Below are 7,536 nucleotides of genomic sequence, written 5' to 3' on the forward strand. Positions count from 1 at the left end.
TGACCCTTGAATATAGAAACGGAGGAGGATAGTAGTGAAAGACTTGATAAAGATTCAACAAAAATTAGTGCCAGAACTTGTTGAAAAAATGTATCGTCGTTTTTCGATTCTCACTACTATTGCTCAATATCAACCCGTAGGTAGACGTAGTTTAAGCGAATATATGAATTTAACTGAGAGGGTACTTCGTTCTGAGACTGATGTATTGAAGAAACAGGAACTAATTAAAGTCAAACCTACAGGTATGGAAATAACGGATGCTGGCGAAGCGACCATCCGTCAATTAAACAGTTATTTTAATGTTTACTCAGACGATCATCAACTTGCACAAGTTATCAAGGAAAAATACGGCATCAAAGATGTCTATGTTATTCCAGGTGATTCAGATACTGACAAAGCAGTTAAAATTGAACTGTCGAAACAGGCTGGACAACTCGTTGAAGACGTATTGTATGACCACGCAACTGTTGCAGTAACAGGCGGTTCTACAATGGCGTACGTAAGTGAAGCCATGCATCATCAACCTTATGATGTATTTTTTGTACCTGCACGAGGTGGCCTTGGTGAAAATGTTGTATACCAAGCGAATACTATTGCAGCAAGTATGGCGCAGCAGACTGATGGCGATTATACAACGCTATACGTTCCAGATAATGTAAGTGAAACCACTTATAACACACTTATGTTAGAACCATCAGTCATACACACCTTAGAGAAAATTAGAGAAGCTAATATTACAATCCACGGCATTGGTGATGCGCTGAAGATGGCGCGAAGACGTCAATCACCTAGTGAAGTTATTGAAAAACTTCAACATCACAATGCCTCGGGAGAAGCATTTGGATATTATTTCGACGAACAAGGGCAAATCGTTCACAAAGTTAAAACGATTGGACTTCAATTAGAAGATCTTGTTTCGAAAAAGTTTATCTTTGCCGTAGCTGGGGGTAAATCAAAAGGAGAAGCTATTAAAGCTTACCTCTCGATTGCGCCTAAAAATACTGTGTTAATTACAGATGAGGGTGCGGCAAGCGTTATCGTTAACAATAGTAATAAAAAGTGATTCCACTTTTTAAATATCATTTTAAAGGAGGCCATTATAATGGCAGTTAAAGTAGCAATTAATGGTTTTGGTAGAATTGGTCGTCTAGCATTCAGAAGAATTCAAGACGTAGAAGGAATCGATGTTGTAGCAGTAAACGACTTAACAGATGATGAAATGTTAGCTCATTTATTAAAATATGACACTACACAAGGTCGCTTCACAGGAGAAGTTGAAGTTGAAGAAGACGGTTTCCGCGTTAACGGATTAGAAGTTAAATCATTCTCAGAACCAGATCCAAGTAAACTACCTTGGGGAGACTTAGATATCGATGTAGTATTAGAATGTACTGGTTTATTCACAGAAAAAGAAAAAGCAGAAGCGCACATCAACGCAGGTGCTAAAAAAGTATTAATCTCTGCACCAGCTAAAGGTGACTTGAAAACAATTGTATACAACACTAACCACGATACTTTAGATGGTTCTGAAGAAGTTGTTTCAGGTGCTTCATGTACTACTAACTCATTAGCTCCAGTTGCTAAAGTGTTAAATGATGAATTCGGTTTAATCGAAGGCTTCATGACTACAATCCACGCATACACTGGTGACCAAAGTACACAAGATGCGCCTCATAGAAAAGGTGACAAACGTCGTGCACGTGCAGCTGCTGAAAACATTATCCCTAACTCAACAGGTGCTGCTAAAGCTATCGGCCTAGTAATCCCTGAAATTGATGGTAAATTAGACGGTGGAGCGCAACGTGTTCCAGTTGCAACTGGTTCATTAACTGAATTAACAGTTGTATTAGAACAAAATGTAAACATCGAAGACGTAAATAAGGCAATGAAAAATGCATCAAACGAATCATTCGGCTACACTGAAGACGAAATCGTTTCTTCTGATGTAATCGGCATGACTTATGGCTCATTATTCGATGCGACACAAACTCGTGTTATGACAGTTGGCGACCGTCAATTAGTTAAAGTAGCAGCTTGGTACGATAACGAAATGTCATACACTTCACAATTAGTTCGTACACTAGACTATTTAGCTAGCCACGCTAAATAAGGTGACGTTAACTTAAATTTAGCAAGCATTAGCATTGTTAAATTGAATTAATAAGCTTAGGAGTAAGCGGGGAGCTCAACGCTTCTCCGCTTATTTTTACTTTATTCATTCATTTAAAGGAGGAAGATTTTATGGCAAAAAAAATTGTATCTGACTTAGAGTTAAAAGGTAAAACTGTACTTGTCCGTGCGGATTTTAACGTACCGATGAAAGATGGAGAAATTACTGACGACAATCGCATTGTCCAAGCTTTACCAACAATTAAATATATTGTTGAACAAGGTGGGAAAGTCGTATTATTCTCTCATTTAGGTAAAGTTAAAGAAGAAAGTGATAAAGCAGAATTGACTTTAAAACCAGTAGCTAATGCATTATCTGAAAAACTAAATAAAGACGTTGTATTTGTTCCTGAAACACGCGGTGAGCAACTAGAACAATCTATTAAAGGTTTAAATGAAGGTGACGTACTTTTAGTAGAAAATACACGTTTTGAAGATTTAGATGGTAAAAAAGAATCTAAAAATGACCCTGAATTAGGTAAATATTGGGCATCACTTGGCGATGTGTTCGTAAATGATGCATTTGGAACTGCACATCGTGAACATGCTTCTAACGTAGGTATTGCAGCTCACTTAGAAACTGTTGCAGGTTACTTAATGGAGAAAGAAATTAGATATATAGGTGGCGTCGTAGAAAACCCTGATAAACCTGTAGTTGCAATTCTTGGTGGCGCTAAGGTTTCAGATAAAATTGGCGTCATTACTAACTTATTGAAAATTGCAGACAAAGTACTTATCGGTGGCGGTATGTCATACACATTCTTTAAAGCACAAGGTAAAGAAATTGGTTTATCATTATTAGAAGAAGATAAAGTTGACTTTGCTAAAGAATTACTAGAAAAATCTGGTGATCAAATTGTTTTACCTGTTGATTGTAAAGTGGCGAAAGAATTTTCAAATGACGCAGTAATCACAGAAGTTTCTGTAGATGATATCCCTGCAGATCAAGAAGCAATGGATGTAGGTCCAAAAACAGTGGAACTATTCAAAGAACAATTACAAGGTGCGCATACAGTGGTGTGGAATGGACCTATGGGTGTATTTGAATTTAGTAACTTTGCTAAAGGTACAATTGGTGTTTGTGAAGCAATCGCTGAAATGAAAGATGCGAACACAATCATCGGTGGTGGCGACTCAGCTGCAGCAGCTATTTCGCTAGGATACGCTGATGATTTCAGTCACATTTCAACAGGCGGTGGCGCATCATTAGAATATCTTGAAGGTAAAGAATTACCAGGTGTCGTTGCGATTGCTAATAAATAATCGTTTGATTAAAAAAGCTAGACATGGTTAAACAGAAATTAATCATAATTTACTAATAGGAGTGTATATAATGAGAAAACCAATTATTGCGGGTAACTGGAAAATGAATAAAACAGTTCAAGAAGCTAAAGATTTTATTAACGAATTACCAGCATTACCAGATACAAAAGAGGTAGAATCAGTAATTTGTGCTCCAACAATTCAATTAGACGCTTTAGTTACATTGGTTAATGAAGGAAAAGCACAAGGTTTACAAATTGGTGCGCAAAACGCATTCTATGAAGATAATGGTGCTTTCACTGGTGAAACATCACCAGTAGCATTAGCTGACTTAGGTGTAAAATATGTGGTCATTGGACACTCAGAACGTCGTGAAATTTTCCACGAAACTGACGAAGATATTAATAAAAAAGCACATGCTGTATTCAATCATGGTATGACACCAATTATTTGTGTTGGTGAAACTGATGAAGAACGCGAAAGTGGAAAAGCTAACGAAATTGTCAGCAATCAAGTGAAAAAAGCAGTTGAAGGCTTATCAGATGAACAATTAAAACAAGTGGTAATTGCTTATGAACCGATTTGGGCAATCGGTACTGGTAAATCTTCTACTGCAACAGACGCAAACGAAATGTGTGCATTTGTAAGAGAAACAATTGCTGACTTATCAGGCCAAGCAGTTGCCGATGCAACACGTATTCAATATGGCGGTAGCGTAAAACCTAACAACATTAAAGAATACATGGCAGAATCAGACATTGATGGCGCATTAGTAGGCGGCGCGTCACTTAAAGTGGATGATTTTGTACAATTGTTAGAAGGTGCAAAATAATATGGCTAAACAACCAACTGCATTAATTATTTTAGATGGTTTTGCAAACAGAGCAAGCGAACACGGTAATGCTGTAAAACTAGCTAATAAACCTAACTTTGACCGTTATTATAGTAAGTACCCAACAACACAAATTGAAGCAAGTGGTTTGGATGTTGGACTCCCTGAAGGTCAAATGGGTAATTCAGAAGTTGGACATATGAATATCGGCGCTGGACGAATTGTTTATCAAAGTTTAACACGCATCAATAAATCTATTGAAGATGGCGACTTCTTTGAAAACGATGTATTAAACAATGCCATTCAACACACAAAAAGTAATGATTCAGCGCTCCATATCTTTGGTTTATTATCAGATGGTGGCGTACACAGTCATTATAAACATTTATTCGCTTTACTTGAATTAGCTAAAAAGCAAGGTGTCGAAAAAGTTTATGTTCACGCATTCTTAGATGGACGCGATGTAGATCAAAAATCTGCATTAAAATATATCGAAGAAACTGAAGCCAAATTTAATGAACTTGGTATTGGGCAATTTGCCTCAGTATCTGGACGTTATTACGCAATGGATCGTGATAAACGTTGGGATAGAGAAGAAAAAGCTTATAATGCAATTCGTAACTTTGGCGGAGAAACATTTGATTCAGCTAAAGCTGGCGTGGAAGCAAACTATGCTAAAGACTTAACTGATGAATTTGTTGAACCATTCATTGTTAAAGACCAAAATAACGGTGTAAACGATGGAGACGCAGTTATCTTTTATAATTTCCGTCCTGACAGAGCTGGACAATTGTCTGAAATCTTTACAGATAAAGCATTTGAAGGCTTTAAAGTCGAGCAAGTAAATGACTTATTCTATGCAACGTTTACAAAATACAACGATAATGTTGACGCAGAAATTGTATTTGAAAAAGTCGATTTAACTAATACAATTGGTGAAGTTGCACAAGATAATGGTCTCAAACAATTACGTATTGCTGAGACAGAAAAATTCCCACATGTAACTTATTTCATGAGCGGGGGTCGCAATGATGAATTTGAAGGTGAACGTCGTCGTTTAATTGATTCACCTAAAGTTGCAACTTATGACCTTAAACCAGAAATGAGTGCTTATGAAGTCAAAGACGCACTTATTGAAGAGTTAGATAAAGGTGATTTAGATTTAATCCTATTAAACTTTGCTAATCCTGATATGGTTGGTCATAGCGGTATGCTTGAACCAACAATTAAAGCGATTGAAGCAGTTGATGAATGTCTAGGTGAAGTTGTAGACAAAATCATTGATATGGGCGGTCATGCGATTGTTACAGCTGACCATGGCAACTCAGATATGGTGTTGACTGACGATGAACAACCAATGACAACACATACAACGAACCCAGTACCAGTTATTGTTACTAAAGAAGGCGCGGATTTACGCGAAACAGGACGTCTTGGTGATTTAGCACCAACATTATTAGATTTGTTAAACGTAAAACAGCCCGAAGACATGACTGGTGAATCATTAATTAAACATTAATACAATGCGAAAATTTAAATGATTGCTTAGTAAAAAGTATAACAACGTGTCATATGTTATAAAATGTTTGTAAAACGTATGGCACGCAAAATTAAAGGAAAATAATTAAATTATTTGTATTTATAGCATTTATGGCTATAATGAAGATGAAATTTAATATTTCTAAACTACTTATTAAAAAGGAGATTACAAACATGCCAATTATTACAGATGTTTACGCTCGCGAAGTCCTTGACTCACGTGGTAACCCAACAGTTGAAGTAGAAGTATTAACTGAAAGTGGCGCATTTGGTCGTACACTTGTACCATCAGGTGCGTCTACTGGTGAACACGAAGCGGTAGAATTACGTGACGGAGACAAATCACGTTATTTAGGTAAAGGTGTAACTAAAGCAGTTGAAAATGTTAACGAAATTATTGCACCAGAATTAGTTGAAGGTGAGTTTTCAGTATTAGAACAAGTTTCTATTGATAAAATGATGATTCAATTAGATGGCACTGAAAACAAAGGTAAATTAGGTGCGAACGCTATTCTTGGTGTTTCTATTGCAGTAGCTCGTGCAGCAGCTGATTTATTAGGCCAACCACTTTATAAATATTTAGGTGGATTCAACGGTAAACAATTACCAGTTCCAATGATGAACATTGTAAATGGTGGTTCTCACTCTGATGCGCCAATCGCATTCCAAGAGTTTATGATCTTGCCAGTTGGTGCTGAAACATTTAAAGAATCATTGCGTTGGGGAGCAGAAATCTTCCACAACTTAAAATCAATCCTTAAAAACCGTGGTTTAGAAACAGCAGTAGGCGACGAAGGTGGTTTCGCTCCTAAATTTGAAGGCACTGAAGATGCTGTAGAAACTATTTTAGAAGCGATTAAAGCAGTTGGCTTAGAGCCTGGTAAAGATGTATTCTTAGGTTTTGACTGTGCTTCATCAGAATTCTTTGAAGACGGCGTTTACAACTACGCTAAATTTGAAGGTGAAAATGGTTCTAAACTTACTGCAGAACAACAAGTTGACTACTTAGAAGAATTAGTTAACAAATATCCAATCATCTCAATTGAAGATGGTATGGATGAAAATGACTGGGATGGTTGGAAAGTATTAACTGATCGTATCGGTGATAAAGTTCAATTAGTCGGTGACGATTTATTCGTTACAAACACTGTTAAATTATCAGAAGGTATTGAAAAAGGTATCGGTAACTCTATCTTAATCAAAGTTAACCAAATTGGTACATTAACTGAGACATTTGATGCTATTGAAATGGCTCAAAAAGCTGGTTATACAGCAGTTGTATCCCACCGTTCTGGTGAAACTGAAGATACTACAATCTCTGATATTGCAGTGGCTACAAATGCTGGTCAAATCAAAACTGGTTCATTATCAAGAACAGATCGTATTGCTAAATACAATCAATTATTACGTATTGAAGATGAATTATTCGAAACAGGCAAATTTGACGGTATCAAATCATTTTACAACTTAGATAAATAATATTTATCTTAAATAAAGAGTTCACGCGCTAACACGCAAGTCATTTGACTTGCGTGTTTTTTAAAGCCCCACTTCTCAAATTATTGAGTTAGTGGGGCTTATGCAATGGCAAAGCTATTGTAAACAGCGAAAGAACTTGCTCAATTGAAAATTGAGCTTAGTAGGACTTATGCAATAGCAAGGCTATTGTAACCAATGAAAGAACTTGCTCAATTGAAAATTGAGCTTAGTAGGACTTATGCAATAGCAAGGCT

6 protein-coding genes are annotated in these 7,536 nt (G+C 36.7%); all 6 read left to right on the plus strand.

Annotated elements, in window-relative coordinates:
* The first annotated feature begins 34 nt into the window (after nucleotides 1–34).
* The 6 genes from IEU88_RS11630 (at nucleotide 35) to eno (ending at nucleotide 7,282) form a co-directional block, all read left to right on the plus strand.
* Entirely contained in the window at nucleotides 35–1,063 is a 1,029-nt protein-coding gene (locus IEU88_RS11630; protein ID WP_096810660.1) for a sugar-binding transcriptional regulator, read from the plus strand.
* A 39-nt stretch (nucleotides 1,064–1,102) separates the two neighbouring features.
* Nucleotides 1,103–2,110, plus strand: coding sequence for a type I glyceraldehyde-3-phosphate dehydrogenase (gene gap / locus IEU88_RS11635; protein WP_096810659.1), 1,008 nt, complete (start codon nucleotides 1,103–1,105; stop codon nucleotides 2,108–2,110).
* Between the two features lie 131 nt (nucleotides 2,111–2,241).
* The gene (locus IEU88_RS11640) at nucleotides 2,242–3,432 is read left to right on the plus strand and encodes a phosphoglycerate kinase (RefSeq protein ID WP_103372936.1); all 1,191 of its coding nucleotides are present in this window, start codon (nucleotides 2,242–2,244) and stop codon (nucleotides 3,430–3,432) included.
* 70 nt (nucleotides 3,433–3,502) lie between these two features.
* Nucleotides 3,503–4,264: a triose-phosphate isomerase gene (gene tpiA / locus IEU88_RS11645; RefSeq protein WP_103372937.1), complete on the plus strand. Its 762-nt coding sequence runs from the start codon at nucleotides 3,503–3,505 to the stop codon at nucleotides 4,262–4,264.
* Between the two features lies 1 nt (nucleotide 4,265).
* Complete coding sequence (gene gpmI / locus IEU88_RS11650) at nucleotides 4,266–5,783, plus strand: 2,3-bisphosphoglycerate-independent phosphoglycerate mutase (RefSeq protein ID WP_103372938.1); 1,518 nt, start codon at nucleotides 4,266–4,268, stop codon at nucleotides 5,781–5,783.
* A 194-nt stretch (nucleotides 5,784–5,977) separates the two neighbouring features.
* Nucleotides 5,978–7,282, plus strand: coding sequence for a surface-displayed alpha-enolase (eno, locus tag IEU88_RS11655; protein ID WP_096810655.1), 1,305 nt, complete (start codon nucleotides 5,978–5,980; stop codon nucleotides 7,280–7,282).
* Nucleotides 7,283–7,536 lie beyond the last annotated feature (254 nt).

This window comes from Staphylococcus nepalensis (genome assembly GCF_014635045.1).
Lineage (GTDB): Bacteria > Bacillota > Bacilli > Staphylococcales > Staphylococcaceae > Staphylococcus > Staphylococcus nepalensis.